Source organism: Streptomyces sp. NPDC089915 (assembly GCF_040684675.1).
In the GTDB taxonomy this organism is placed as follows: domain Bacteria; phylum Actinomycetota; class Actinomycetes; order Streptomycetales; family Streptomycetaceae; genus Streptomyces.
This window is the reverse complement of record NZ_JBFBGN010000107.1, coordinates 1-24,467: the sequence shown is the minus strand read 5'-3', so window position 1 is coordinate 24,467 and position 24,467 is coordinate 1. Positions and strand designations below refer to the sequence as shown.

Annotated in this window: 25 protein-coding genes and 1 pseudogene; 14 read left to right on the top strand and 12 right to left on the bottom strand. The window is 72.3% G+C overall.

The genetic code is table 11. The features are described 5' to 3' along the window. The 5 genes and pseudogenes from AB0O29_RS26120 to AB0O29_RS26100 form a co-directional block, all read left to right on the top strand. Positions 1-200: pseudogene (locus AB0O29_RS26120) on the top strand (SPFH domain-containing protein); the annotation flags it as partial. A 143-nt stretch (positions 201-343) separates the two neighbouring features. Then, entirely contained in the window at positions 344-529 is a 186-nt protein-coding gene (locus AB0O29_RS26115) for a hypothetical protein (protein ID WP_365155635.1), read from the top strand. 162 nt (positions 530-691) lie between these two features. Beyond that, complete coding sequence (locus AB0O29_RS26110) at positions 692-1,216, top strand: PadR family transcriptional regulator (RefSeq protein ID WP_365155624.1); 525 nt, start codon at positions 692-694, stop codon at positions 1,214-1,216. After that, on the top strand, positions 1,213-1,899 hold the full coding sequence (locus AB0O29_RS26105) for an ABC transporter ATP-binding protein (RefSeq protein WP_365155621.1): 687 nt from the start codon (positions 1,213-1,215) through the stop codon (positions 1,897-1,899). Before AB0O29_RS26110 ends, AB0O29_RS26105 begins: the two co-directional genes overlap by 4 nt. Further along, complete coding sequence (locus AB0O29_RS26100) at positions 1,896-4,229, top strand: FtsX-like permease family protein (RefSeq protein ID WP_365155619.1); 2,334 nt, start codon at positions 1,896-1,898, stop codon at positions 4,227-4,229. Before AB0O29_RS26105 ends, AB0O29_RS26100 begins: the two co-directional genes overlap by 4 nt. A gap of 39 nt (positions 4,230-4,268) precedes the next feature. On the opposite strand, the gene AB0O29_RS26095 is transcribed toward AB0O29_RS26100, so the two are convergent. Then, positions 4,269-5,216 carry a hydrogen peroxide-inducible genes activator gene (locus tag AB0O29_RS26095; RefSeq protein WP_365155616.1) on the bottom strand — a complete coding sequence of 316 codons (948 nt, stop codon included), beginning with the start codon at positions 5,214-5,216 and terminating at the stop codon, positions 4,269-4,271. A gap of 135 nt (positions 5,217-5,351) precedes the next feature. On the opposite strand from AB0O29_RS26095, the gene AB0O29_RS26090 reads away from it, so the two are divergent. Both AB0O29_RS26090 and AB0O29_RS26085 read left to right on the top strand, forming a co-directional pair. After that, positions 5,352-5,906 (top strand): peroxiredoxin, encoded by a 555-nt coding sequence (locus AB0O29_RS26090; protein ID WP_344164315.1) that lies wholly within the window; start codon positions 5,352-5,354, stop codon positions 5,904-5,906. Positions 5,907-5,909: 3 nt separating this feature from the next. Next, the gene (locus tag AB0O29_RS26085; protein WP_365155613.1) at positions 5,910-6,449 is read left to right on the top strand and encodes an alkyl hydroperoxide reductase; all 540 of its coding nucleotides are present in this window, start codon (positions 5,910-5,912) and stop codon (positions 6,447-6,449) included. Between the two features lie 94 nt (positions 6,450-6,543). On the opposite strand, the gene AB0O29_RS26080 is transcribed toward AB0O29_RS26085, so the two are convergent. The 5 genes from AB0O29_RS26080 to AB0O29_RS26060 form a co-directional block, all read right to left on the bottom strand. After that, on the bottom strand, positions 6,544-7,242 hold the full coding sequence (locus AB0O29_RS26080; protein WP_365155610.1) for a hypothetical protein: 699 nt from the start codon (positions 7,240-7,242) through the stop codon (positions 6,544-6,546). Further along, positions 7,239-8,576 carry an AI-2E family transporter gene (locus AB0O29_RS26075; RefSeq protein WP_365155607.1) on the bottom strand — a complete coding sequence of 446 codons (1,338 nt, stop codon included), beginning with the start codon at positions 8,574-8,576 and terminating at the stop codon, positions 7,239-7,241. The genes AB0O29_RS26080 and AB0O29_RS26075 overlap by 4 nt, the downstream gene beginning before the upstream one ends. A gap of 119 nt (positions 8,577-8,695) precedes the next feature. Further along, positions 8,696-9,418: a transglycosylase SLT domain-containing protein gene (locus AB0O29_RS26070; RefSeq protein WP_365155605.1), complete on the bottom strand. Its 723-nt coding sequence runs from the start codon at positions 9,416-9,418 to the stop codon at positions 8,696-8,698. A 436-nt stretch (positions 9,419-9,854) separates the two neighbouring features. Further along, positions 9,855-11,171, bottom strand: a complete 1,317-nt coding sequence (locus tag AB0O29_RS26065) for a PhoH family protein (protein ID WP_365155603.1) — start codon at positions 11,169-11,171, stop codon at positions 9,855-9,857. A 327-nt stretch (positions 11,172-11,498) separates the two neighbouring features. After that, on the bottom strand, positions 11,499-12,260 hold the full coding sequence (locus AB0O29_RS26060; protein ID WP_365155632.1) for an isoprenyl transferase: 762 nt from the start codon (positions 12,258-12,260) through the stop codon (positions 11,499-11,501). A 129-nt stretch (positions 12,261-12,389) separates the two neighbouring features. On the opposite strand from AB0O29_RS26060, the gene mgrA reads away from it, so the two are divergent. Beyond that, complete coding sequence (mgrA, locus tag AB0O29_RS26055; RefSeq protein ID WP_365155600.1) at positions 12,390-13,427, top strand: L-glyceraldehyde 3-phosphate reductase; 1,038 nt, start codon at positions 12,390-12,392, stop codon at positions 13,425-13,427. 131 nt (positions 13,428-13,558) lie between these two features. Here the strand turns inward: mgrA and AB0O29_RS26050 are convergent, their stop codons facing one another. Next, positions 13,559-14,257 carry a prepilin peptidase gene (locus AB0O29_RS26050; protein ID WP_365155597.1) on the bottom strand — a complete coding sequence of 233 codons (699 nt, stop codon included), beginning with the start codon at positions 14,255-14,257 and terminating at the stop codon, positions 13,559-13,561. A gap of 90 nt (positions 14,258-14,347) precedes the next feature. Here AB0O29_RS26050 and AB0O29_RS26045 point away from each other — a divergent pair, with 90 nt between their 5' ends. From AB0O29_RS26045 to AB0O29_RS26035, 3 genes are all read left to right on the top strand, one after another. Further along, positions 14,348-14,704: a DUF192 domain-containing protein gene (locus AB0O29_RS26045; RefSeq protein ID WP_365155594.1), complete on the top strand. Its 357-nt coding sequence runs from the start codon at positions 14,348-14,350 to the stop codon at positions 14,702-14,704. A gap of 63 nt (positions 14,705-14,767) precedes the next feature. Continuing rightward, the gene (locus AB0O29_RS26040; RefSeq protein ID WP_365155591.1) at positions 14,768-15,385 is read left to right on the top strand and encodes an SMI1/KNR4 family protein; all 618 of its coding nucleotides are present in this window, start codon (positions 14,768-14,770) and stop codon (positions 15,383-15,385) included. Between the two features lie 290 nt (positions 15,386-15,675). After that, complete coding sequence (locus tag AB0O29_RS26035; RefSeq protein WP_365155629.1) at positions 15,676-16,953, top strand: extracellular solute-binding protein; 1,278 nt, start codon at positions 15,676-15,678, stop codon at positions 16,951-16,953. Positions 16,954-17,129: 176 nt separating this feature from the next. Here AB0O29_RS26035 and AB0O29_RS26030 read toward each other — a convergent pair whose 3' ends face one another. After that, positions 17,130-17,741 carry a hypothetical protein gene (locus AB0O29_RS26030; RefSeq protein WP_365155589.1) on the bottom strand — a complete coding sequence of 204 codons (612 nt, stop codon included), beginning with the start codon at positions 17,739-17,741 and terminating at the stop codon, positions 17,130-17,132. 186 nt (positions 17,742-17,927) lie between these two features. Here AB0O29_RS26030 and AB0O29_RS26025 point away from each other — a divergent pair, with 186 nt between their 5' ends. Continuing rightward, entirely contained in the window at positions 17,928-19,052 is a 1,125-nt protein-coding gene (locus AB0O29_RS26025) for a serine hydrolase domain-containing protein (protein WP_365155626.1), read from the top strand. A gap of 47 nt (positions 19,053-19,099) precedes the next feature. On the opposite strand, the gene AB0O29_RS26020 is transcribed toward AB0O29_RS26025, so the two are convergent. The 3 genes from AB0O29_RS26020 to AB0O29_RS26010 all read right to left on the bottom strand — a co-directional run bounded on the left by AB0O29_RS26020 (position 19,100) and on the right by AB0O29_RS26010 (position 22,153). Continuing rightward, entirely contained in the window at positions 19,100-19,420 is a 321-nt protein-coding gene (locus AB0O29_RS26020; RefSeq protein WP_365155586.1) for a nuclear transport factor 2 family protein, read from the bottom strand. 113 nt (positions 19,421-19,533) lie between these two features. Beyond that, positions 19,534-20,361 (bottom strand): polysaccharide deacetylase family protein, encoded by an 828-nt coding sequence (locus AB0O29_RS26015; protein ID WP_365155583.1) that lies wholly within the window; start codon positions 20,359-20,361, stop codon positions 19,534-19,536. Positions 20,362-20,560: 199 nt separating this feature from the next. Then, the gene (locus AB0O29_RS26010; protein ID WP_365155580.1) at positions 20,561-22,153 is read right to left on the bottom strand and encodes an MDR family MFS transporter; all 1,593 of its coding nucleotides are present in this window, start codon (positions 22,151-22,153) and stop codon (positions 20,561-20,563) included. A gap of 129 nt (positions 22,154-22,282) precedes the next feature. Between AB0O29_RS26010 and AB0O29_RS26005 the strand changes: the two genes are divergently transcribed. Next, the gene (locus AB0O29_RS26005) at positions 22,283-22,876 is read left to right on the top strand and encodes a helix-turn-helix domain-containing protein (RefSeq protein ID WP_365155577.1); all 594 of its coding nucleotides are present in this window, start codon (positions 22,283-22,285) and stop codon (positions 22,874-22,876) included. A 140-nt stretch (positions 22,877-23,016) separates the two neighbouring features. Then, on the top strand, positions 23,017-24,024 hold the full coding sequence (locus tag AB0O29_RS26000; RefSeq protein ID WP_365155574.1) for an SGNH/GDSL hydrolase family protein: 1,008 nt from the start codon (positions 23,017-23,019) through the stop codon (positions 24,022-24,024). 31 nt (positions 24,025-24,055) lie between these two features. On the opposite strand, the gene AB0O29_RS25995 is transcribed toward AB0O29_RS26000, so the two are convergent. Then, on the bottom strand, positions 24,056-24,298 hold the full coding sequence (locus tag AB0O29_RS25995) for a helix-turn-helix transcriptional regulator (protein WP_365155571.1): 243 nt from the start codon (positions 24,296-24,298) through the stop codon (positions 24,056-24,058). Between the last annotated feature and the right edge of the window lie 169 nt (positions 24,299-24,467).

The window sequence follows — 24,467 nt, the reverse complement described above, 5'->3', positions numbered from 1 at the left end:
GCGCGGTCGTGGCGGCCCGCAAGCAGATCGTCGAGGGCGCGGTGGGCATGGTGGAGCTCGCCCTGAACCGGCTGGCCGAGGAGGAGATCGTGGACCTGGACCCGGAGCGCAAGGCCGCCATGGTCTCCAACCTGATGGTCGTCCTCTGCGGCGACCGCGCCGCCCAGCCGGTCGTCAACACGGGCACCCTCTACCAGTGACCCCCGCCGCCCCCCGCCCCGGCGGGGCCCAGGGCCCGGGAGCCGGCTCCGGCCCGGGCCCGGGCTCCGCGCCGCACCAGGAGCACGAGCCGGCCCCCGCGGAGGCCAAGCCCGCCCGGGCCGGGCGGCAGGCGCGCAAACAGGTGCTGCTGCGGCTCGACCCCCAGGTCTACGACGCCCTCGCCCGCTGGGCCGGGGAGGAACTGCGCAGCGCGAACGCCCAGATCGAGTTCCTGCTCCGCAAGGCCCTGTCCGAGCACGGGCGGCTGCCGGGCGACGCCGCCCCGATCCGCCCCCGCGGGCGACCCCGCAACACCCCCGAGTCCTGAGCGGTCCCACCCCCCGGCCGGGCGCGCACCCCGCGCGCCCGGCTTCGTACGTCCGCACCCGCAACCGGGGCTCAGGACCACCGAACCCGCTCCCACCTGGGAAAACCAATCCGACCCGGCATCTATACACCGAGCGTATACACCCCGTGTATAGTCGCCGCCATGTCCATCGGCCACACCTTGCTCGGCCTCCTGGAGGCCGGCCCGCGCCACGGCTACGACCTCAAGCGCGCCTTCGACGAAAACTTCGGCCATGACCGGCCGCTCGCCTACGGGCAGGTCTACTCGACCATGTCCCGCCTCCTGAAGAACGGCCTCGTCGAGGTCGACGGGATCGAGAGCGGCGGCGGCCCCGACCGCAAGCGGTACGCCATCACCGACGCCGGGATCACCGACGTCGAGCAGTGGCTCGGCGAAGCCGAGAAGCCGGAGCCCTACCTCCAGTCCACCCTCTTCACGAAGGTGGTCCTCGCGCTCCTCACCGGCCGCAGCGCCGACAACCTGCTGGACGTCCAGCGCACCGAGCACCTGCGCCTGATGCGCATCCTGACCCAGCGCAAGCGCAAGGGAGACCTCGCCGACCAGCTGGTCTGCGACCACGCCCTGTTCCACCTGGAGGCCGACCTGCGCTGGCTCGAACTCACCTCCGCCCGGCTGGACCAGCTCGCCCGTGAGGTGCGCCGATGACCCCCGCAGGATCCCTCCTCGTCGCCACCGGCCTGTGCAAGGCCTACGGCACCACCAAGGCCCTCGACGAGGCCGCGTTCTCCATCCACCCCGGCGAGGTCGTCGCCGTCATGGGTCCCTCCGGCTCCGGCAAGTCCACGCTCCTGCACTGCCTCGCCGGGATCGTCGCGCCCGACTCCGGCACCGTCACCTACGACGGCCGCGACCTGACCGCCATGGGCGACGCCGAGCGCAGCGCCCTGCGCCGCGGCCAGTTCGGCTTCGTCTTCCAGTTCGGACAGCTCGTCCCCGAGCTGTCCTGCGTGGAGAACGTCGCGCTGCCGCTGCGGCTGGCCGGGGTCAGGCGCCGGGAGGCCGAGGCGACCGCCCTGGGCTGGATGGAGCGGCTCCAGGTCGAGGACATCGGCGCCAAGCGCCCCGGCGAGGTCAGCGGCGGGCAGGGGCAGCGCGTGGCCGTGGCCCGCGCCCTGGTCACCCGGCCCCGGGTGGTCTTCGCGGACGAACCCACCGGCGCCCTGGACTCCCTCAACGGCGAACTGGTGATGCAGCTGCTCACCGAGGCCGCCCGGGCCGCGAGCGCCGCCGTCGTCCTCGTCACGCACGAGACCCGCGTCGCCGCCTACTCCGACCGCGAGATCATCGTCCGCGACGGCCGCACCCGCGATATGGAACCGGCGATATGAACGTGCTCCGGAGATGGCTCCGGGACCTGGCCCTGGGCGCCCGGTTCGCCCTCGGCGGCCGCGAGGGCCGCACCCGCACCCTGTTCACCGGGGTCGGCGTCGGCCTCGGCGTCGCACTGCTGCTGATCAGCACGGCCATCCCGGGCGCGCTCGCCGCCCGGGCGGAACGCGCCGACGCCCGCGCCGTCCTCGGCGCCCCCACGGCCGACCGGCCCGGCCGCGACACCCTGCTGGTCGCGACGGCCAACACGACGTACCGCGGGCAGGACGTCGAGGGCCGGCTGCTACGGCCGGAGGGCCCCGCCGCCCCCCTCCCGCCGGGGCTGAAGGCCTTCCCGGCCCCCGGCGAACTGGCCGTCTCCCCCGCGCTCGCGGAGCTGCTGCGGTCGGACGACGGCGCGCTGCTGCGCGACCGCCTCGACGCCCGGATCGGCTCGGTGATCGGCGACGCCGGCCTCACCGGCCCGGCCGAACTCAGCTTCTACCAGGGCGCCGAGAGCCTCCCGGAGCCCGGGCCGGGCGAGTTCCGCGTCAAGCGCGTCACCGGGTTCGGCGAACCGGACCGCCCGGAGCTCAGCCCGGTGCTGATGCTGACGGTCCTGCTGACCTTCGTCGCCCTGCTGCTGCCGGTCGCCGTGTTCATCGCCGCCGCCGTCCGCTCCGGCGGGGAGCGGCGCGACCAGCGGCTCGCGGCGCTGCGCCTGATCGGCGCCGACGGCCGGACGGTCCGGCGGATCGCGGCCGGCGAGGCGCTGGCCGGAGCGGTGGCCGGGCTGGTGCTGGGCTCCGTCTTCTTCGCGGCCGGCCGCGCACTGGCCGGCTCGCTCTCCCTCGGGCAGCGCAGCGTCTTCCCGGCCGACCTCACCCCCGCGCCGGGGCTGGTCGTCCTGGTGGCCCTCGCCGTGCCCGCGGCGGCCCTGGCCGTGACCCTGTTCGCGCTGCGCCGGGTGGTCATCGAGCCGCTGGGCGTCCTGCGGACGGAGGCGCCGCGCCCGCGCCGCGTCTGGTGGCGGCTGCTGCTGCCGCTCGGCGGGATCGGCCTGCTCGCGCCGCTGGCGGGCCACGGCAACGACGGCGGCCGGTTCAACCAGTGGCAGGTCGGCGGCGGTGTGGTGCTGCTGCTGGTCGGGATCACCGCCCTGCTGCCCTGGCTGCTGGAGCGCTCCGTCGGCCGGATGAGCGGCGGGCCCGTCTCCTGGCAGCTGGCGGTGCGCCGGCTCCAGGTCTCCAGCGGCTCCTCCGCCCGCCTGGTCAACGGCATCGCGGTCGCGGTCGCCGGGGCCATCGCCCTGCAGATGCTCTTCTCGGGCGTCGAGGGCGAGGTGACGCGGGAGACCGGGCAGGACCCGGCCCGGGCCTCGGCCCAGGTCATGCTCCACAGCGGCACCTCGGCCCGCGTCGAGGACGTCGCCCGGCGGATCGGCGAGGCCCCGGGCGTCACCCGGACCGTCGCGCTGACCGTCGTCAGCGCCGCACGGAGGTTCCCGACCCTCGACTCGTCCGACGTGACCGTCGGCACCTGCCAGGCGCTGGCCGAGATCGCGGACCTCGGCTCCTGCAAGGAGGGCGACGCCTTCCTCGTCGGCGGCGACGCGCCGGGCACCGCCCTGGCGCCCGGCGAGCACGTCTTCGCCGGCGACGTCCGGATGTCCGCGGAGTCCTCGGCCGCCCTCGGCGGGAAGACGGTCGAGTGGACCGTCCCGGCCGCCGCCCGCACCGTCCCCGCCCGCGAGGACCCCGCGGGCCGCATCCCCACGGGAGTGCTGGTCACCCCGTCCGTCGCGCCGAAGGACACGGGACGCTCCCAGACCGCCCGGGTCTACGTCCAGACCGACGGGTCGGCGGCGGACACGCTGGAGCGGGTGCGGACCGCCGCCTTCAAGGGGGACCCCCTCGCCACGGTGTCCTCGCTGCGGGCCACCCGGCAGGACCCCGCCTTCGCCGGGATCCAGGCCGGACTGCTCCTCGGCGCGGTCGCGGTGCTGGTGCTGATCGGCACCAGCCTGCTGGTCACCCAGCTCCAGCAGCTGCGCGAGCGCAGGCGGCTGCTGTCCGCCCTGGTCGCCTTCGGGACCCGGCGCTCCACGCTGAGCCTGTCGGTGCTCTGGCAGACGGCCCTGCCCGTCGCCCTGGGGCTGGTCCTGGCGGCGGCGGCCGGCATCGGGCTGGGCGCGGCGCTGATGGCGATGGCCCGGGTCCCGGTCCGGGTCGACTGGACGGCGGTGCTCACGCTGACCGGCGCCGGCGCGGGCCTGGTCGCCGCGGTCACCCTGCTGACCCTGCCGCCCCTGCTCCGCCTGACGCGCCCGGACGGCCTGCGCACGGAGTGACCCCCGCGCGCCGGTGCGCCCGCTCCCGGTTCCGGCCCGTCAGTCGGTGGGCCAGACGGGGAGCGGGCGCACCGCCTCGCGCAGGGCGGCCGCGATGGCGCGGAACTCCTCCTGGCGGGCGGTCCCGGTCCGCATGGCCAGGGCGATCCGCCGGGAGGGGGCCGGCTCGGCGAAGTACCCGGTGGCCAGGGCCTCGTTGCGGGCCGTCTCCAGCCGCAGCGCGGTGCGCGGCAGCAGGGTCACCCCGAGCCCCCCGGCGACCAGCTGGACCAGCGTGGAGAGCCCGGCGGCGGTGGTCGTGACGTCGGCGCCGGCGGTGCGTCCGGCCTCCCGGCAGATGTCCAGGGCCTGGTCGCGCAGGCAGTGCCCCTCGTCGAGCAACAGCAGCTGTAGGCCGCGCAGTTCCTCGCGCGGGATGTCCCGGCGCCCGGCCAGCGGATGGTCGCGCGGCGCGAGCAGCACGAAGTCCTCGTCGAAGAGGGGGAGTTCGCACACCCCGGGGACACCGAGCGGGACCGCGAGCAGCAGCAGGTCGAGGCGTCCGGCGGCCAGACCCTCCAGCAGGGAGGCCGTCTGCTCCTCGTGGACCTGGAGGTCCATGCGGGGGAAGCGCCGGTGGAAGAGCCCGAGGACGGTCGGCAGCAGGTACGGGGCGACCGTCGGGATCACCCCGAGGCGCAGCACTCCGGTGAAGGGGGCCCGTACCGCCTCCGCCTCCTCCAGCAGCCCGCCGACCGCGTCGAGCACGCCCCGCGCCCGCACGGCGATCCGCTCGCCCGCCGGGGAGAGCAGCACCTTGCGGGTGGTGCGCTCCAGCAGCTGCACGCCGAGGGCCTCCTCCAGCGCGGAGACCGCCCCCGAGAGCGCGGGCTGGCTCATGCCGATCGCGGCGGCGGCGTCCCGGAAGTGCAGGTGTTCCGCGACCGCCGCGAAGGCGCGCAGCTGCGCCAGCGTCGGCTGCTTCTGTCCTCTACTACTCACAGCCACTGATAGGTACCTCCGATCACCCGCCACAAGACTAGCTATTTCCGTAATCAATGCAGCTGTGTCAGCATGTGAGATCCGTCCAACCCTCTCGGAAAGCCCCCAAAAGGGTCACTTTCCATTCCGCAAGGAGAGTTCGTGCTCACTGTCGGTGACAAGTTCCCCAGCTACGACCTGACCGCCTGCGTCTCGCTCGAAGCCGGCAAGGAGTTCGCGCAGATCGACCAGAAGAGCTACGAGGGCAAGTGGCGCGTCGTCTTCTTCTGGCCCGCTGACTTCACCTTCGTGTGCCCCACCGAGATCGCCGCGTTCGGCAAGCTGAACGACGAGTTCCTCGACCGCGACGCCCAGATCCTCGGCGTCTCCGGCGACTCCGAGTACGTCCACCACGCCTGGCGCAAGGACCACGCCGACCTGCGTGACCTGCCCTTCCCGATGCTGGCCGACTCCAAGCACGAGCTGATGCAGGCCTGCGGCATCCAGGGCGAGGACGGCTTCGCCCAGCGCGCCGTCTTCATCGTGGACCCGAACAACGAGATCCAGTTCTCGATGGTGACCGCCGGTTCCGTGGGCCGTAACCCCAAGGAGGTCCTGCGGGTCCTCGACGCCCTGCAGACCGACGAGCTGTGCCCCTGCAACTGGAACAAGGGCGAGGACACCCTGAACGCCGGCGCCCTGCTGGCCGGTGAGTGACGGATGTCCCTCGACTCCCTCAAGTCCGCCATACCGGACTTCGCCAAGGACCTGAAGCTGAACCTCGGTTCGGTCATCGGCAACCAGGACACCCTCACGCAGCAGCAGCTGTGGGGCACCGTCCTGTCCTGCGCGATCGCCGCCCGCTCCCCGCGCGTCCTGCGTGAGCTGGAGCCCGAGGCGAAGGCCGCGCTGTCCCCGGAGGCGTACGACGCCGCCAAGTCCGCCGCCGCGGTCATGGCGATGAACAACGTCTTCTACCGGACCCGGCACCTGCTCTCCGACCCGGAGTACGGCACGCTGCGCGCGGGCCTGCGGATGAACGTCATCGGCAACCCGGGCGTGGAGAAGGTGGACTTCGAGCTCTGGTCGCTCGCGGTCTCCGCCATCAACGGCTGCGGCCAGTGCCTGGACTCGCACGAGCAGGTCCTGCGCAAGCACGGACTGGACCGCGAGACGATCCAGGAGGCCTTCAAGATCGCCTCGGTGATCCAGGCCGTCGCCGTCACCCTCGACGCGGAAGCGGCCCTGGCCGCCGAGTAGTCACCGGTACGGGGCTCACCCGTACGAGTGGACCCCGTCCGCTCCCCGCGCCCCGCGGCCCTTCCGGCCGCGGGGCGCGGTGCGTACACGGGAGTTACTTCCGGAGCCTGGCCAGCAGGGCGCGGGCGTCCTCGATCATCGCCGCCTTGACGGCGTCCCCGTCGACCTCGTCGGCGGCGCCCGGGCCCCCCTTGCTCCACCAGCGGACGGTGAGGGTGACCACCGTCCCGCCGTCGAGCACCTGGAGCCGCGGCGCCTGCGCCTCGCCCGAGAACCGCGCCCGCTCGCCCAGTCCGGGCACCGCCTCGGCCGCGAGGGGCGGCGAGCCGGCGAACGGGTCCACCTCCGGCCGCGCGCCGAACTCCGTCGCCGGATCGGCCTTCTTGTGCAGCTCGACCAGGACCTGGGCCTCGTGGGTGAACGCCTGCTCGCCCCTGGAGCCGGCGGCGAAGCAGTACGACCAGTCGAGCGCGGGCCCCTCCCCATGGCTCGGCATGCCCACGCCCAGGCTGCCGAGGGCCGTGCCGACCGCCTTGAACGGGGTCTCCGCGCACAGCTGCTCGCTGTGCCGGTAGCGGATCGGCGGCCCGGCCCCGCCGTAACGTTCCTGCACCACCAGGGCCCCGCCCCACACCGCCGACGCGGCCACGGCCCCGCCCAGCGCCCAGCGCCAGGGCGCCGCCCGCGACGGCCCGGCGCGCCCGGCCGGTGCGAGGGTGTCCACGCCGCCGGCGGCGAAGGAGGCGGGCTCCCGCACGGCCCACTCCCCCTCGATCTCGGGCTCGCCGATCACCCCCGGCCCTCCCGCTCCACCGCCTGTACGGCGGTGGCCCCGTGCGGCCCGGGGCCGGTGGGGGAGGCGGGGGCGAGGCGGCGTTCGCGCGAGTACGCGCGCAGGTAGACCACGACGGTGTTGGTGACGGCGACCAGCGGCACGGCCACGACCGCGCCCCCGATGCCGGCGATCATCCCGCCGGCCGCCACCGACAGCACCACGGCGAGCGGGTGGACCCGTACGGCCCGGCCCAGGATGAAGGGCTGGAGCACGTGCCCCTCGATCTGCTGCACGGCCAGCACCACGAGCAGCACCATCAGGGCGGTGAACGGCCCCTGGGTCACCAGGGCCACGACCACCGCGAGGGCTCCGGAGACCACCGCGCCGACGAGCGGGATGAAGGCGAACAGGAAGATGAACACGGCGAGCGGCACCGCCATCGGCACCTTGAGGAAGTAGATGCCGAGGCCGATGAACACGGCGTCGATGAGCGCGACGAGGACCGTGCCGCGCACGTACGCGGTCAGCGTGCGCCAGGCGCGCGGACCGGCGCCGGCGACGCCGGGACGGGCGGCGGACGGGACCAGGCCGAGCACCCAGTTCCAGATCTTCTGGCCGTCGTAGAGCAGGAACAGCGTCGAGAACATCGCGAGCAGCATGCCCGTCAGCACCTCGACGAGGACCGTCACGCCCTGGAGACCGGCGGAGGTGATCTCCTCGGTGTTGGTGCCGATGGTCTCGCTGAGGTTCTTGGCGATGTCGTTGATCTGCTTCTCGGTCACGTGGAACGGACTGTCCAGTGCCCAGCTCTTGAGCTCGTTGATGCCCTCGCGCAGCCGGCTGGAGAGGTCGTCGAGGTTCTCCATGACCTGCCAGACGACGAACCAGCCGACCAGTCCGATGACGACGAAGCCGAGGACCGCGGTGACGGCGGTGGCCAGCCCGCGCGGCAGCCCGATCCGGCGCAGCCGCACCACGAAGGGCTGGAGCAGCGCGGTGACGAGCAGGGCGGCGGCGAAGGCGAGGACGACCAGGCGGACTTCGCTGATCACCTTCATCAGCACCCAGACCATCCCGGCGAGCAGCAGCAGCCGCCAGCTGGCCTCGGCGGCGACGCGCACCCCCCAGGGGATGACGGCCGCCGGGTCGGGCCGGACGACCGGCGGGACGCCCTCGAACGCGGCCGCCGCCGCGGGGGCCGGCGGTTCGGGGACCGGGGCCGGCGGGAGCTCCGGCGGCTCCACGTCGGCCTCGGCCTCCGCCTCGACCTCCGCCCGCCGCTCGTCCAGGCGCGCCTCCATCCGGCTCAGCCCTCTGCCGAGCCGGCCGAGCCAGCCCGTCCTCTTCGCCATGTCGTTCCCTTCCCCCGCCCTGCGGCCGGACCTCGCACGACCGTACACGCGAGGAACCCCACACCGTAGGACGGTGTGGGGTTCCCCGAGGTTGTGCGCGGGCGTCGTCCGCCGGGCCTCTAGTACCAGCCGTTGGCCTGGTGGAAGCTCCAGGCGCTGCACGGGCTGCCGTAGCGCTCGTTCATGTAGCCCAGGCCCCACTTGATCTGGGTGGCCGGGTTGGTGCGCCAGTCCGAGCCGGCCGAGGCCATCTTCGAACCGGGGAGCGCCTGGACCAGGCCGTAGGCGCCCGAAGAGGAGTTCACGGCCTGGTAGTTCCAGGTCGATTCCTCGTTGATGATGTTGGAGAAGCACTGGAACTGGCCCGAGGGGACCAGCTGCCGGGCGATGTCCTTGACCTGGGCGATCGTGTAGGAGCCCTGGAGCGGGAAGTCGCCGGCGTCGCGCGTGGCCGAGCGGCTGGCGATGCCCTCCGCGGCGTCGCGCTCGTCCTTGAGCTTCTTGGCGTCCGCGTCCTTCTTCGCCTGCTCCGCCTTCTCGGCCTCGGCCTTCTTGGCCTTGGCGTCCTCGGCGGCCTGGATGCGGGCGGCCTCCTCCGTCGAGCGCTTGGCGTCGTCGTCGGCGGCGTGGGCGATGGCGTCGGCCTGCTGGGCCAGGGACCCGCTCTGGACCTGTGCCTGTTCGCCGACCGGAATGTCCTGGAGGAGCGTCGCTCCGGACGCGGTCGTCTCGAGGTCGTTCGAGGTGGCGGCATCGCCAGTGGCGACGCCGACGACTGCGCCGACGGTGGTGACCGCGGTGGCCGAAGCCACTGCGAACCCCCGGACCGAGATCCGGCTCACACGGTGTCCTTCCAGCAGCGTCCGCAGTGACCGCGCGGGCGCAAGAGTGCCCCTTAGACACTGGACTCCGTGGTGTTCTGGTCACTGGAGACACGGGCCCGTGGGCAACTCCCTTGCGGGGGCTGCCGCGTGAAACCGGGCGGCATACGGTCGACGGCTGTGGAGTTGTGGTGCTGCGCGTATCCCAACGGGAGATACAGGTGTGCCGTATGCGGGGCCTGACGGAAAACAGACTCTGCCGGACCTCGACGCCGCAAGGCAATTCCGCGTTGCGTGGGAAAGGTCACACCAGGCGTGCCGCCGCTGTTTTCGGCAAAGGCCTGTGCGGAACGACGCCGTCCGGCTAGGCTCCTGGGCCTTTGCCGGACGGCGCCAACTCACCGTCCCGGTATGGGGGATTTGACCCTTACGGGCCCTCCTCGCACCCCCTGGGCGATCAGAGCGATTCGAGCATCTCCGTGACGAGCGCGGCGATCGGGGAGCGCTCGGAGCGGGTGAGCGTGACGTGGGCGAAGAGCGGATGCCCCTTCAGCTTCTCAACGACGGCGACCACTCCGTCGTACCGGCCGACGCGCAGATTGTCGCGCTGGGCCACGTCATGGGTCAGAACGACCCGCGAATTGGCCCCGATCCGGGACAGAACGGTCAGCAGGACGTTCCGCTCCAGGGACTGCGCCTCGTCGACGATCACGAAGGAGTCGTGCAGCGAGCGGCCCCGGATGTGCGTGAGCGGGAGGACCTCCAGCATCCCGCGGTTCAGCACCTCCTCGATGACCTCGCGCCCCGCGACCGAGGAGAGGGTGTCGAACACCGCCTGCGCCCAGGGGCTCATCTTCTCGCCGGCGTCGCCGGGCAGGTAGCCGAGGTCCTGGCCGCCGACCGCGTACAGCGGGCGGAAGACCATCACCTTCTGGTGCTGCCGGCGCTCCAGGACCGCCTCCAGGCCCGCGCACAGCGCCAGCGCCGACTTTCCGGTGCCGGCCCGGCCGCCCATCGAGATGATCCCGACCTCCGGGTCGAGCAGCAGGTCCAGGGCGATGCGCTGTTCGGCGCTGCGGCCGTGCAGCCCGAAGGCGTCGCGGTCGCCCCTGACGAGCTTGACGTTGCCGTCGGCGGTGACCCGGCCCAGGGCCTTGCCGCGCTCGGACTGGAGGATCAGGCCGGTGTGCACCGGCAGTTCGGCGGCCTCGGGGACGTAGAGCCGCTCCTCGGAGTAGAGGAGGTCCACCTGCTCCCCGGAGAGGGCCAGCTCGCTCATGCCGGTCCAGCCGGCGTCGGTGATGGCGAGCTCCGCCCGGTACTCCTCGGCGAGGAGGCCGACGGACGAGGCCTTGATGCGCAGCGGGAGGTCCTTGGAGACGACGGTGACGTCGTAGCCCTCGGCCTGGAGGTTGCGGGCGACCGCGAGGATGCGCGAGTCGTTGTCCCCCTGCCGGAATCCCGCCGGCAGGATGCCGGGGTCGGAGTGGTTGAGCTCGACGCGCAGGGTCCCGCCCAGATCGCCCAGCGGGATGGGGGCGTCGAGGCGGCCGTGGCGAACCCGGAAGTCGTCGAGCAGGCGCAGGGCCTGACGGGCGAAGTAGCCGAGCTCGGGGTGGTGCCTCTTCGCCTCCAGCTCTGTGATCACCACGATCGGGAGCACGACCTCGTGCTCGTCGAAGCGGGAGATCGCGTTGGGGTCTGCCAGCAGGACGCTGGTGTCGAGGACGTAGGTCCGCCTGTCGGACAGGCGGCGCTTTGTGCTGGTCACCACGGAAGGACGTACCCCCTCGGAAGAGGTCGGGCCATGAAGACCGGACCGGTCAACGGCGCCTGTGCCAGGGCCGCTTTCCGGCCCTCCATTCCGTCCGTGCGAACCGCACGCTCGTCCTGGTGCAAAGGGCCTCCCGGGCGGACGGCCCTGTGCCGTCCGCTGAGACTCGACACCCGTGGATCGGGCATCGACCTGCAAGGCTTATGCCCGTGAACGAGGGCGCCCATGCCATGGCATATGACGGACGCTGGGTGAACCCCGGGTGAAGGCTTCACCAAGGGGGCGGGCGGGTCCGGAGTGGCTCCGAGGGGTTTTCGGCCGGAGGTGTCAGGTCCCGTACCGGCGGTGGCGGGCGGCGTAGTCGCGCAGGGCCCGCAGGAAGTCGACCTTGCGGAAGGCCGGCCAGAAGACCTCGCAGAAGTAGTACTCGGAATGCGCGCTCTGCCACAGCATGAAGCCGGACAGCCGCTGCTCGCCGCTGGTGCGGATCACCAGGTCCGGGTCCGGCTGGCCGCGCGTGTAGAGGTGTTCGGCGATGTGGTCGATGTCCAGGACCTCGGCGAGCTCCTCGAAGGAGGTGCCCTTCTCGGCGTGCTCCAGCAGGAGCGAGCGGACCGCGTCCGCGATCTCCTGGCGGCCGCCGTAGCCCACGGCGACGTTGACGAGTATCCCGCCGATGCCGTGGGTGGCCTCCTCGGCCTCCTTCAGCACGTTCTGCGTCCGGGAGGGCAGGATGTCCAGGTTCCCGACGTGGTGGACGCGCCAGCGCCCGTCCTCGGCGAGGCCCCTGACGGTGTTCTCGATGATGTTGAGCAGCGGGCGGAGCTCGACCTCCGGCCGGTCCAGGTTGTCCGTGGACAGCATCCACAGGGTGACCACCTCGACGTCCGTCTCGGTGCACCAGCCCAGCAGCTCGGAGATCTTGTCGGCGCCGGCCTGGTGGCCCTGCTCCGTCGTCCCTCCCGACGCCTTGGCCCAGCGCCGGTTCCCGTCCAGGATCACGCCGATGTGCTTGGGCGACGCGTCATGGTCGAGGCGACCTTCCACCCGGCGTGCATAGAGCCTGTACACCAGGTCGCGCAGCTTCACGATCTTCCAGCCCCTCCGTGCCATGCCCCCGTGCGAATTGCGGTCTCCCCCGAGTCCCCGCCACATTACTGCGCGGCGGGATCGGGTACCCAACTCGGTCGGTCACAAGTCCGTGATAGCAAGGACAACGTGACTGATACCAATCCCTATCGGGCAGACCACTCCCGCTACGACTCCATGCCCTACCGGCGCACGGGTCGCAGCGGCCTCAAGCTCCCCGCCATCTCCCTCGGCCTCTGGCACAACTTCGGTGACGACAAGTCCCTGGAGTCCCAGCGCTCGATCCTCCGCCGCGCCTTCGACCTCGGCGTGACCCACTTCGACCTGGCCAACAACTACGGCCCGCCGCCCGGCTCCGCCGAGCTGAACTTCGGCAAGATCTTCGCCCAGGACTTCGCGCGCTACCGCGAGGAGCTGGTCCTCTCCACGAAGGCCGGCTACCTGATGCACCCCGGCCCGTACGGCGAGTGGGGCAGCCGCAAGTACCTCCTCGGCTCGCTGGACGCCTCCCTCAAGCGGATGGGCGTCGACTACGTCGACGTCTTCTACTCGCACCGCTTCGACCCGGAGACCCCGCTGGAGGAGACCATGGGCGCCCTCGCGTCCGCGGTCCAGCAGGGCAAGGCGCTGTACGTCGGCGTCTCCTCGTACACGGCGGAGCAGACCGCCGAGGCCGTCCGGATCCTGCGGGACATGGGCGTGCGGCCGCTGATCCACCAGCCCTCGTACTCCATGATCAACCGCTGGACGGAGGAGGACGGGCTGCTGGACACCCTGGAGGAGGCCGGCATGGGCTGCATCGCCTTCGCGCCGCTCGCCCAGGGCCTGCTCACCGGCAAGTACCTCCAGGGCATCCCGGAGGACTCCCGGGCCGCCGCGGGCAAGTCGCTGAACCCGGCGCTGCTCTCGGAGGACGTGGTGCGCCGGCTGCGCGGCCTCAACGACATCGCCGCCCGGCGCGGCCAGTCGCTGGCCCAGCTCGCGCTGAACTGGGTGCTGCGGGACGAGCGCATGACCTCGGCCCTGATCGGCGCGTCGAGCGTCCGGCAGCTGGAGGAGAACGTGGCCGCACTGGCCGGTGCGCCGCTCTCGGAGCAGGAGCTGAAGGAGATCGACTCCTTCGCGGTCTCCACCCCCGGCACCAACATCTGGGCCCAGCGCGGCTGACCTGCGCTTTTGCCCGCGCCGCGGGCGAAAGAGAAAACGGGCCGGTCCGTGGGGGGGATACGGACCGGCCCGAGGGGGGGGTTCCACCATAACCCTTCGTAAAGCGTCCTGCGTGCATCGGCGCGAAATGATTACGCTCCGAATCCGCCCAGGAGCACTCCGGTGAGGGCTCCGGCGGCCATGAAGGGCCCGAACGCGAAGCCGTCCTTGCGGGTCGCGCGGCTGGTCAGCAGCAGGGCGAGGCCGTACAGGGCCCCGTAGAGCAGCCCGAGGAAGGCCCCGGCGGCCCATACCCCCCACCCGTACCACCCAAGAGCGACCCCCAGCGGGAGCGCGAGCTTGACGTCCCCGAGGCCCATGCCGGCGGGGTTGACCAGGAACAGCAGCAGGTACGCCGCCCCGAGCGCGGCCCCGCCGAGCAGGGCCCCCCGCCAGCTGCCCGCGGCGCGGGGCAGGAGGGCGGCCGCGCCGAGCAGGGCGGCGGCGGCTCCGGCCAGGGGCAGGGTCAGGACGTCGGGCAGCCGGTGGACGGCGAGGTCGACGATCCCGAGCAGGACGACGAGCGGCGCCAGCCCGACGAACACCGCCGTCTCGGGCCGGAGCCCGCCGGCGGCCGCCAGCACCCCGCACACGGCCGCGCAGACCCCGGCGGGCGCCCGGCGGGGCCCCGCTCCCCCGGCCCCGAACCAGCCCGCGAGGGGCCGCCCGTCGGGGTGGTGCGCACGCCAGGGCTCACCGGGCTCGACGGAGAGCCGGTAGGCGGCCCGCGGCAGCCCGGACCCGACGGCCGCGCCGTACGCGGCGGCGAGAACGATCACGACTACGCCCATCCGCCGAAGGTAGCGGGACCGGTTTCGGCCCCGCCGGCGTTTGCGGCGAATCCCCCGGCCCCGCCGGGCGGCCGAGCCTAGGGTGGCCGCATGGCCTATCAGGACGGCGCCGCGACCCTGCGCACCCCGACCACCGCCCTCCCCCTGGAGATCGCCGCCTCCTACCGCGCCCGCACCCGCGGCCTCCTCGGCCGGGACGGCGTCGAGGGGGCGCTCCTCCTCACCCCCGCCGCCTCCGTGCACACCTTCCGGATGCGGTTCCCCATCGACGTCGCCTACCTCGACCGCCGCCTGCGCGTCATCGCCCTCACCACCATGCCCCCGGGCCGCCTCGGCCTCCCCCGCCCGCGCGCCCGGCACGTCCTGGAGGCGGAGGCGGGGGCCATGGCGGCCTGGGGGCTGCGGGTCGGCGCCAGCGTCTCGGTGGAGCGTCTCGACCGGCCCTAGGTCACGGCGCTTGCGGGCGGTAGGTTGGGGCGGTTGACGTGGGGCGTCAGGGGAGCGGCGGGCATGACGGAGAACGCGCGGATCAAGGCGCTGGAGCAGATCATGCCGGCGACGCACGGTGCCGACGAGGACGTCGACTGGCAGACGGCCGAGGCGGTCTGGGGGACCCGCTTCCCCTCCGACTTCGTCGCGTTCATGGGCCGTTTCGGCGCCGGGTCCATCAACGGAGAGGCCGGCGTCCTGCTGCCCCTGCCGAAGCCCGGGCTCCAGTGGGACCCCGCGGAGATGGCCGAGGAGACCGCCAACGCCCGGCAGGCCTGGGAGGCCGGGGGCGGCCGGGCCGCCTTCGACGTGGACCCCGAGTCGATCATCGCCTGGGGGGTCACCGCGGGCGCCGACATCCTGTGCTGGCTCACCACCGACCCCGACCCGGACCGCTGGCCGGTCCTGGTCGTCGGGCGGCACACCGCCGAGACCTTCGCGGTGTACCCGTACGGCATGGCCGAGTTCCTGCTGCGGATGTGCTCCGACGAGTTCGACGTGAGCCCCGTCGGCATCACCTTCTGGGACGCCGGCCACCTCAGCTTCGTGCACTGGCGCAAGGCCCAGCGCCGCTGGCAGGAGGGCCGCAACCCCGAGACGGGCGAGCCCGACCCGTACGCCGGCGAGTTCGCCGACTGATCCACCCGCACCCCCGGTAGCCACCCCCGCAGCCCGTTTCCGGAAGGAAACGGGCTTTTCGGCATGTCTACGCGCGTCCCATTCCGGCGCGACATATTCGAAAACACAAAGGGAGAAAAGCGGTTTTGGAGCATTGAACACAAGTGCCGACCCAATGGAAACAACTCCGCCGCCCTCAGGAGAGAATTCCGGCCAGGACGGGCCACGGCGGGACACCCCAGCCCGGAGCAACTCATAAGTAATAACGGGACTCAAAAGAAAATCAGGGGTATCCACCCGTGCGACGAAGAATGTTCGGCGCGGCCGCCACGGCAACCGTGTTCGGTCTGCTCGTAACCCTGTCCGGCTGCGGATCTTCCGATAGCGGCGCCAGCAGCGACAGTGGCACGCTGCGTCTGGTGGCCGCCGAATACGGTGACACCGCGGCCACCAGCTCCAAGACTTTCTGGGACAAGGTCACAAAGGATTTCACCGCCGCCAACCCCGGCATCAAGGTCCAGGTACAGCTCCTGCCCTGGGCCGACATCGACCGCGAGGTCTCCCGTATGGTCAAGGCCGGCAATGCGCCGGACATGGCCCTGATGGGCTCCTACTCGGACTTCGCGGCCCAGGGAAAGCTTTATTCCGCGGAAGAACTGCTCTCGATCAGCGCCGAGGCGAACTTCCTCCAGCCGCTCGCCGAGGCCGGCTCCGTCGGCAACACCCTCTACGGCCTTCCGTTCGTGGCGTCGAGCCGTCTGCTCTTCTACAACGACGCCCTGTTCAAGCAGGCCGGCATCACCTCCCCGCCGAAGACCTGGTCCGACCTCACGGCCGACGCCAAGGCGCTCAAGGACAAGGGCGTGAAGTACCCGGTCGCGCTGCCGCTGGGCCCCGAGGAGGCGCACGCCGAGGCGATGATCTGGGAGCTCAGCAACGGCGGCGGGTACGCCGACAGCAGCGGCAACTACAGCCTGGCCTCCGACCAGAACATCGCGACCTTCCGCTGGCTGAAGGAGAAGCTGGTCTCCCCGGGCCTCACCGGCCCGACCCCGCCGTCGCAGTTCAACCGCGCCGACGCCTTCGCCGCGTTCCTGCGCGGTGAGGTCGGCATGGTCAACGGCTACCCCTCGCTGCTGCACGAGGCCCGCGCCAAGGGCATCACCGTCAACGCCGTCCCGATGCCCATCTCGGACAACCTCGGCACGGGCGAGACCCCGCCGACCGTCGGCGTGGCCGACTGGATGATGGCGTTCAAGCAGAACGGGAAGGGCGAGGAGATCGGCAAGTTCCTGGACTTCGTGTACCAGGACAAGAACCTGTCGGACTTCGCCGGCCGCTACCACCTGCTGCCCTCGACGGTCTCGGCCTCCCGCACCCCCTCGGGCGGCGGCCTCGACCGCAACGACGAGCAGTTCCTGACCGCCCTGCGCGGCGCGCAGCTCTACCCGGTCAACGACCCGTCCTGGGTGACCGTCAGCGACACCATCAAGCGCAGCATCGGGCACGCGCTCGACCCCAACGGCGACCCGAAGGCCGTCCTGGAGGGCATCGCGTCGAAGGCGAACGAGGCCAAGAAGAACGGCTGAAAACCGGCGGAGACGGGACCTTCGACCCCCGTCGCGCCCCTTCCCGTACGGCAGAATGGCCGACGGCACTTGATCCAAGAGCCGTGGCCGCGTCGCCCGACGAGCGCCCACAAGGCGCGCAGGGCGGCAGGCCTCCTGCCTCCCGGTCCCCGTCCGTCCACGGGGATCCCCCGCGGCTACTTCCCGGCACGTTCCGCGGCGAACGCCGTCCGGTACTGCTCGCAGCTGGAGTTCCAGCGCAGCGTGCCGCCGACCTTGGCGTAGCCGGGGCGGTCGACCGTCCACTCCACCGTGTAGTCACCGGTGTCACAGGCGATCCGCTTTCCGCCCGCGACCTTCTGCCGGCCCGTGGCGGCCTGCCCGGTCAGCTTCTTGTCCACCTCCGCGACCACGGTGTCCCGCGCGTCGCGCAGCACGGCGTGCACCGTGATGGCGTGCTTGCCGTTCTTCGTGGTCAGGCCCTTGTTGACCAGCACGTCCGAGACCGTCCAGGCGAACTCGTACGAGGGCATCCAGGCCAGCGTGTTCGGGTCCCCGACCTTGCGCTCCCACTCGGGCGCGGCCTCGGAGCCGGGCCGGGTGACGGTCTCGTACTGCACGCCCGGGTGGAAGCGGGCCTCCCCCTCCACCTTGTGCTTCTGGTCCTTGCTCCACGCCTTCCCACTGCCGACCGGGTCCTGGGGGAGGTTGCCCTTGCCGTCGGCGGCGGTGGCGGCCGCCTGGCCGAGGGCGGGGGTGAGGGCCGCGACGGCGGCGACGGTGAGAGCGGCGGTGCGGGTGCGCTTCATGCCCCGTCCAACGGTCCCCGGGGCGGGCCGGAACGTCGGCGCGTGCGCGTTCACCCGTACGTGAGCGGGGCGCGGGGGCACAGGTGACAGATTCCGGCCACGTCGTGCATATGAGCCGATCGGCTCTGGTTGTCTGTGCCGCGAACGACGGATCGGTCCAGGAAAGTTGCGGGGGATGTCATGAGCATGTTGATTCAGGGGACGGTGGAGCCGGGCTGGGAGCCGGTCCGGGAGGCGTTCGAGGCCTTCGTGGCGGCGGAGCCGCACTCCCCGGAGGCCCAGCTGGCGGTGCGCCGCCACGGCCGGACCGTGGTGGACCTGTGGGGCGGCGAGGACACCGACGGGGCCACCCTGAGCGGGGTCTTCTCCATCACCAAGGGCGCCGCCCACCTGGTGGTGGCGCTGCTGGCGCAGGAGGGCGTACTGGACCTGGACGCCCCGGTGGTGGAGTACTGGCCCGAGTTCAAGGGCGACGGCAAGGAGCGGCTGACGGTGCGGCAGCTGGTGGCGCACGGCTCCGGGCTGATCGCCGTCGAGGAGTTCTCGTACGAGCTGATCGCGGACGACGCCCTGGTGGCGGCCGCGCTGGCCGGGCAGAAGCCGCACTGGGAGCCGGGCACGGCGTACGGGTACCACGCCTTCGTGATCGGCGCGCTGACCGGCGAGGTGGTCCGCCGGGTGACGGGCCGTTCGCTCCAGGAAGTCTACGAGGAGCGGGTGCGGGCGCCGTACGGGCTGGACCTGTACATGGGCCTGCCGGAGGCGCTGGAGGGCCGCTGGAAGCCGGTGCTGGAGATGCTGCCGACGCCGGCGCAGCTGGAGCTGCTGACCTCGGGCGGGCCGATGCCGGAGCTGATGCGGACGGCGTTCAACATGCACGTCGAGCCGCCGATGGACATGGTCGCGTACGCCAACCACCCCAAGGTGAAGGTCCTCGGCCCGGCCTCGGCGGGCGGCGTCGGCACGGCGCGCGGTGTGGCGGCCCTGTACGCGGCCGCGATCAGCGGGCTGAACGGCCTGCCGGCGCTGCTGACCCCGCGGACGGCGGCCGAGGTGGCGCGGCTGCACACCCCGGGCCAGGACGCGGTGGTGCCGGAGGCGGACCACTTCGGGCTGGGCTTCGAGAAGCAGCACGCGGTGGGCCCGGAGGCCTTCGGGCACTGCGGTGCGGCGGGCGCCAACGGCTTCGCCGACCCGGTGACGGGGATCGCGTACGGCTACACCCGCCGCCGCTTCGGCTTCCCGGGCGGGCTGGCCCCGGAGAACGGGCCCCTGACGGCGGCGGTGCTGGAGGTGGCGCGGGGGCTGTAGCCCGGGGGCGGCGGCGCGGGCCGGGTGCGGCGGCGCGGGCCGGGTGCTCAGGCCTGGCCGGTCTCGAAGCGGCTGACGCGGCCGTCGGAGACGGTGAACCGCCAGGCGGTGCGCATCGCGCCCCAGGTGTCGTTGCGGTAGTCGGCGACGAGGGCGCGGCCGCCGTCGGCCTCGGACTCGACGTCCATGCGGCCGTTGGAGGAGAAGATCTCGCGGTCGGCCCAGTCGTCCAGGTCGCGGTCGCTTCCGTCGTCGGACATGGTCGCGCCGGGCGTCAGGGCTGCGGCGAAGGCCTGCCGGTCGCCCGCGTTGACGGCGGCGACGAAGGCACGGACGGCGGGGTCGGTGAGCTGGTCGGCGGGGATCACGGTGGCCTCCTGGGTGTACGGGTTTGCGTGCGCGACCAGGGAACACCGCGTGCGGGGCCGGGGCGCCGACCGTCACCCGTTCGCCGGTCGACGGCGTGTCAGGGCGGGGGCGGTCAGGGGGCGGTGCGGACCGGGAAGCCGGTCGGCCGCCCCTGGTCCCGCAGCCAGCCCAGGACCTGGTCGAGGGCGGCGACGGTCTGGCGGCGGTCGCCGCCGCCGTCGTGGAAGAGGATCGTGGGGCCGTTGCCCATCTCGCGCTTGACGTTGGCGACGATGGCGGCGGTGCCGGGCTTGCCGAAGTCCTTGGTGTCGACGTTCCAGCCGAGCGGGCGCATCCCGGCGGCCGCGGCGATGCGCCGGCTGTCGGGGGTGAACGCCCCGCCGGGGGCGCGGTAGTACTCGACCTTCGCGCCGCCGCCCGCGGCCTCCTCGATCAGCTTCTTCGCGTCGAGGATCTGCGCCTGCTGGTAGGCGACGGGCTTGGCGGCCATCGTGGTGTCGTGGTCCATGGTGTGGTCGCAGAGCCGGTGTCCGGCCGCGACGACCTTCTTGACCAGGTCGGGGTGGGCCTTGGCCTGCGGGCCGATCATGCAGAAGACGGCCTTCACGTCGTACTTGGCCAGGACGTCGAGGACCTGCGGGGTCCAGCGGGGGTCGGGGCCGTCGTCGATGGTGATGTTGACGGCGTTCCCGCCGGCCTCGGAGGCGTGGGCGATGTCCTCGGGCACGCCGGAGGAGGGGGAGGGCGTCGCGCCGGCGCCGCCCGGCTTCCCGTCGTCCGGCGCACCGCTCTGACGTGACGCGTTGTCATGGCGGGGTGAGGAGTGGTCGTCACCGGCGGGGACCAGGACGGTGACCCCCCAGACGGTGGCGGCGACGGCCGCGGCCGAGGCGGCGACGGCTATCCGGGCTCGGAGGCTGTGCTTCTGCGTGCGCGTCATGTGGATCAGGACGCCTTCGAACCTGAGAAGGTTCCCCTCAATTGCCCCATAAATTCCAGGTAATGAGGACTTTAGTCCTTTTTAGCCACGGTGGACCCGGATGCCCCTCGGGCCTCCTCAGACACGCGAAGAGGCGGGTGGGGCCCGGGAGAACCCGGACCCCACCCGCCTCTTGGGGCGTGCTCTGGAGCCGTGCGCGTCAGTGCGCGAACGAGTCCGCCGGGGAGGAGGCGGCCTTGGCGTCGTCGGCGCCGCCGGCCTGGGCCGGACCCGCGCCCCGCAGCGGGACCTCCTTGACGAACCAGGCGAGCGCGAAGCCGAGTACGGCGATCACCGCGCCGAGCAGGAACGCCGAGTGCGTACCGGCGGCCACCGCGTGCTGGTAGGCGTCGCGGACGGCCTCGGGCAGCTTGGCCAGGCTGGCCGCGTCGAGCTGGGCGGAGCCGGCGGCGTGGGCGGCCTGCGGGCCGAGGCGCTCGGACATGGTGTCCGTGACCCGGGAGGTGAACAGGGAGCCCATCAGGGCCACGCCGAAGGAACCGCCGAGGGTGCGGAAGAGGGTGGCCGAGGAGGAGGCGACGCCCATGTCCTTCATGTCGACGCTGTTCTGCGCGACCAGCATGGTGATCTGCATCAGGAAGCCGAGTCCGGCGCCGAGGACGGCCATGTACACGCCGGAGACCAGGCGCGAGGTGCCGGTGTCCATGGTGGCGAGCAGGAAGAGCCCGACGACCATGAGGGCGCCGCCGACGATCGGGAACACCTTGTACTTGCCGCTGCTGGTGGTGATGCGGCCGACGACGAGCGAGACGACCATCATCGAGAGCAGCATCGGCAGGAGCAGCAGGCCGGAGTTGGTGGCGGAGGCGCCCTGGACCGCCTGCTGGAAGAGCGGGAGGTAGAGCACGCCGCCGAACATGGCGAAGCCGACGAGGAAGCCGATGACGGACATCAGGGTGAAGTTGCGGCTGCGGAAGATGTGCAGCGGCATGACCGGCTCGGCGGCCTTGGTCTCGGCCCAGAGGAAGGCGGCGATGGACAGGACGCCGACCGCGATCAGGCCGACGATCTCCGCGGAGCCCCAGGCGTACTCGGTGCCGCCCCAGGTCGTCACGAGGACGGTGGAGGTGATGGCCACGGTCAGCAGGGCCGCGCCCAGGTAGTCGATCCTCGGCCGTTCGCCCTGGCCCGTCTTCTTGGGCAGGTGCAGGACCGCGGTGACCATCGCGAGGGCGACGGCGCCGAGCGGGAGGTTGATGTAGAAGGACCAGCGCCAGCCCATGTGGTCGGTGATGGTGCCGCCGACCAGCGGGCCGCCGATCATGGCGAGGGCCATCACGCCGGCCATCATGCCCTGGTACTTGCCGCGCTCACGGGGCGGGATCAGGTCGCCGATGATCGCCATGACGCCGACCATCAGACCGCCGGCGCCCAGGCCCTGGATGGCGCGGAAGCCGATCAGCTGGCCCATGTCCTGGGCCATGCCGCTGAGCGCGGAGCCGACCAGGAAGATGACGATCGAGGTGAGGAAGGAGCCCTTGCGCCCGTACATGTCGCCGACCTTGCCCCAGATGGGGGTGGAGGCGGCGGTGGCCAGGGTGTAGGCGGTGACCACCCAGGAGAGGTGTTCGAGGCCGCCGAGCTCGCCGACTATGGTCGGCATCGCGGTGCCGATGATCATGTTGTCGAGCATGGCGAGCAGCATGGCGATCATGAGCGCCATGAGGACGACGCGAACGCTGCGCGGCTTCACCTCCTCCGCGCTCCCGGCCTGCTTGACTGCGTCGCTCATGTCCACTCCCCGTGACACCGATCTCTTCAATCCCTGCGCGGGCACTTACTTGCCGCCCGGCTAGTTCACTACACTGGGGAAGGTAGACCCGTCACTAGCCGGGCGTCAAGTAAGTTCGTGGGGAGACACATGTCCAGCAGCTCCAGCGGCACGGGACCGCAGGTCAGGCGCGGGAACACGCGCCAGCGCATCCAGGACGTCGCGCTGGAGCTCTTCGCCGAGCAGGGGTACGAGAAGACCTCGCTGCGCGAGATCGCGGAGCGGCTGGAGGTCACGAAGGCGGCGCTCTACTACCACTTCAAGACCAAGGAAGACATCATCATCAGCGTCTTCGAGGACCGCACGCGGCCCATCGACGAGCTGATCGAATGGGCGCAGGAACAGCCGAGGACGCTGGAGACCAAGCGCGAGATGCTGCGCCGCTACAGCGAGGCGATGGTGGCCGGCACGCAGCTGTACCGGTTCATGCACGAGAACCAGGCGACGATGCGCGAGCTGAGCATCGGGGAGACCGTCAAGAAGCGCATCTTCACCCTGGTCGAGCTGCTGCGCACGGAGGACGGGCCGCTGGCGGACCAGGTGCGCTGCGTGAGCGCCCTGTTCACGCTGCACGCGGGGATGATGTTCCTCCAGCACGTGGACGAGGCCGACCCGGAGGCGACCCGGCTGGCGGCCCTGGAGGTCGCGACGGACCTCATCACCCGCGCCCACGGCGGGCAGTAGCCCCCGGGGGCAACCGCTCAGACGACCACTCCAAGGGGTGGTTTACGCGCAGATTGGCTACTCTCCGTAACCGAGCACGCTACGTTACGTCATAGCCGCTGGTCGAAAGGGTCGACCGGCGCCGACGGAAGGACGTAGCCGTGAACGCCGCCACCCGCATCGCACTCGCCGCCGCCACCGCCCTCGCGGCGGCGGCCGCCGCACTCGCCCCCGCGGCGGCCGCCGAGGCTCCCCCGCTGAACTGGGTCGCCCTCGGCGACTCCTACAGCGCGGGCGCCTTCGTCCGCCCCTGGGCCGAGGGCGACGGCTGCGGCCGCTCGGCAGTGAACTACCCCCGGCAGACCGCCGCCCGGCTGAAGGTCCGGCTCACCGACGTGACCTGCTCCGGCGCCGAGGTCAGAGCCGGCGCGCTGGAGCCGCAGACCGACATGAGCGGCCCACCGTCCGTACCGCCCAAGGGCGGCTGGGCGCCGCGCCCGCCCCAGGTCCGGGCCGTCTCCGCCGGGACCGACCTGGTCACGGTCGGGCTCGGGGGCAACTCCGTCGGCTTCGCCGACATCGTCCAGAAGTGCGTCGAGCGGGGGCTCGCGGCCTTCGGGCTGGGCAGCCCCTGTTCCACGCACTACGCGGGCGGCGCGGCGGCCACCGCCCTGGAGGGACGGTTCACCGCGCTGCGGGCCGACTTCGCCACCCTGCTGCGGGAGATCCGGACCCGCGCACCGCGCGCGAAGGTGGCGGTGGTCGGCTATCCGGCCGTCGTGGCCGAGGCGGGCGGCTGCCGCTGGGGCAGCTGGCCCCAGCTGGGCACGGTCGCCAAGGGGGACATGCCCTGGCTGGACTCCCAGGAGCGACGGGTCAACACCCTGCTGCGCGAAGAGGCCGGGCGGGCCGGCGCGGTGTTCGTGGACACCTACTCCGCCGGCACGGGGCACGGGGTGTGCGCGGCAGACGGGCAGCGCTGGATGTACGGCATCAAGGACGACCTGACCGGGGAGGGCGGCCAGCGGGACGCCCCGTCCGAGCTGTGCCGGCTGATCCCCGCCCGGGGCGAGGCCTGCACGGTCCTGCACCCCAACCTCGCCGGGGTCACTCACCAGGCCGAGGCGGTCACCCGCGCCCTGACGGCACTGGGGGCGGCCCGGCGGTGAGGGCTCTCCCGGCACGCCGGGTGACCGCCCCTCAGGCCAGGCGCAGGGAGGTGTGGGCCACGATGGCGAGCTGGATGCGGTTGCTGGTGCCGGTCTTGTGGCGCAGGCGGCGCAGGTAGGTGTCGACGGTGTGGGGGCTGAGCGCCATGCGGTGGGCGATGGCGCGGTCGGTGGCCCCCTCGGCGAGGTGGCCCAGGAGTTCCCGCTCGCGGGCCGTGAAGACGGGCGCGGTCCCGGGGCCGGGTGCGGGGCGGGTACCGGACGGGTGGGTCATCAGACGGTCCGGTCGTCGCGCGGGGGCAGCGGACCCCAGCCGTTGCCGGTGCCGCCGCCGGAGCAGCTCCACAGCTGGCCGTCCCTCAGGCTGCCGGCCGCCTGGAGGAGGGCGATGGCCTCCGGGGTGAACCGCCGGCGCACCTCCTCGGGCGAGAGCCACCGGCAGC